We start from the raw sequence: 1,322 nt of genomic DNA, 5'->3' as shown, positions 1-1,322 counted from the left end.
CGTACCTCATCCAGTTTGCGCTCTTCCAGCCACTTACGCACAATCGCCTGATGTTCTTCGGTGCATTTGCCGATTTCCTGCATGCAGATCAGACCTTCCCAGGCCAGATAACCGCTGCCGTCAAAGGCCAGTTTGTTCGGTTCGATAACCTCGTTAATAAAATCATCAACGGTTTTATCAATCTGTTCTTCCGATGTACCTTCCGGGAATCGCCATGCCACCGAAAATCCTAATTCCTGGAATTCGTCGATGTGCATTTTTTTACGCAGACGACGGCTACGGTTCTTTGCCATTATTTCACCCTCTCGAACATTAAGTCCCATACTCCGTGACCAAGACGATGACCACGTTGTTCAAATTTCGTCACCGGACGTGATGCCGGACGCGGTACGTAATCATTGCTCTCTGACAAGTTTTTATAACCGTCAATAGAAGACATCACTTCAAGCATATGTTCCGCATAAGGTTCCCAGTCGGTCGCCATATGGAATACGCCCCCCAGCTGCAGTTTGCTTTTTACCAGTTCGGCAAACGGCACCTGAACGATACGGCGTTTATTATGGCGCGCTTTGTGCCACGGGTCAGGGAAAAAGAGCTGCACCATGCGCAATGAATTGTCAGGAATCATTTTATGCAGCACTTCAACCGCATCGTGACACATCACGCGCAGGTTGCTTAAACCTTCTTCATGCGCAGAAGCCAGGCACGCACCAACGCCCGGTGAATGCACTTCAATGCCGAGGAAGTCCTGCTCAGGGCGATCTTTAGCCATTGCCACCAGCGACGCCCCCATGCCAAAACCAATCTCAAGCGTCACCGGCGCTTCACGGCCAAAAAGCGCGGGGAAATCCAGCATATCTTCGCTGAACTCAACGCCCATCACCGGCCAGTAGTTTTCCAGCGCATGTTCCTGGCCTTTGGTCAGTCGCCCCTGGCGGCGCACAAAACTACGGATACGGCGCAGTGGGCGGCCGTTTTCATCAAATTCCGGTGAAATGACGTCGTTTTTCATAAAGATTTAGTCGCTTGTGAAAGTGTTCTGAAAACGGGCATTATCCAAAGTTAGTTGCCGGATGCAAGCATGATAAGGCCGTGGCTGCGGAAAGTTCCGGTTTACACCCTGCCGTCGCTGTGCTGCAATCTTGCCCCCAACAACAGTGAATTCGGTGACCATGCAAGCGTCGCAATTTTCAGCTCAGGTTCTGGACTGGTACGATAAATACGGGCGAAAAACTCTGCCCTGGCAAATTGACAAGACGCCCTACAAAGTATGGCTCTCAGAAGTGATGTTGCAACAAACTCAGGTTGCGACCGTTATCCCC

General features: G+C 50.9%; 2 protein-coding genes and 1 pseudogene. 1 reads left to right on the top strand and 2 read right to left on the bottom strand.

Annotated features, from left to right (window positions below):
• Both R7Z41_RS23865 and trmB read right to left on the bottom strand, forming a co-directional pair.
• Positions 1–293: YggL family protein (locus R7Z41_RS23865; RefSeq protein WP_318141625.1), on the bottom strand; the 293-nt coding region annotated here is incomplete at its 3' end.
• Positions 293–1,012, bottom strand: a complete 720-nt coding sequence (gene trmB / locus R7Z41_RS23860) for a tRNA (guanosine(46)-N7)-methyltransferase TrmB (RefSeq protein WP_000786911.1) — start codon at positions 1,010–1,012, stop codon at positions 293–295. The genes trmB and R7Z41_RS23865, both read right to left, overlap by 1 nt.
• Positions 1,013–1,172: 160 nt before the next feature.
• Here trmB and R7Z41_RS23855 point away from each other — a divergent pair.
• Positions 1,173–1,322, top strand: a pseudogene (locus tag R7Z41_RS23855) (A/G-specific adenine glycosylase); the annotation flags it as partial.

The organism is Vibrio sp. 1457, assembly GCF_033340195.1.
GTDB classification, from domain to species: Bacteria; Pseudomonadota; Gammaproteobacteria; order Enterobacterales; family Vibrionaceae; genus Vibrio; species Vibrio alginolyticus.
This window is presented reverse-complemented; position numbering and strand designations above follow the sequence as displayed.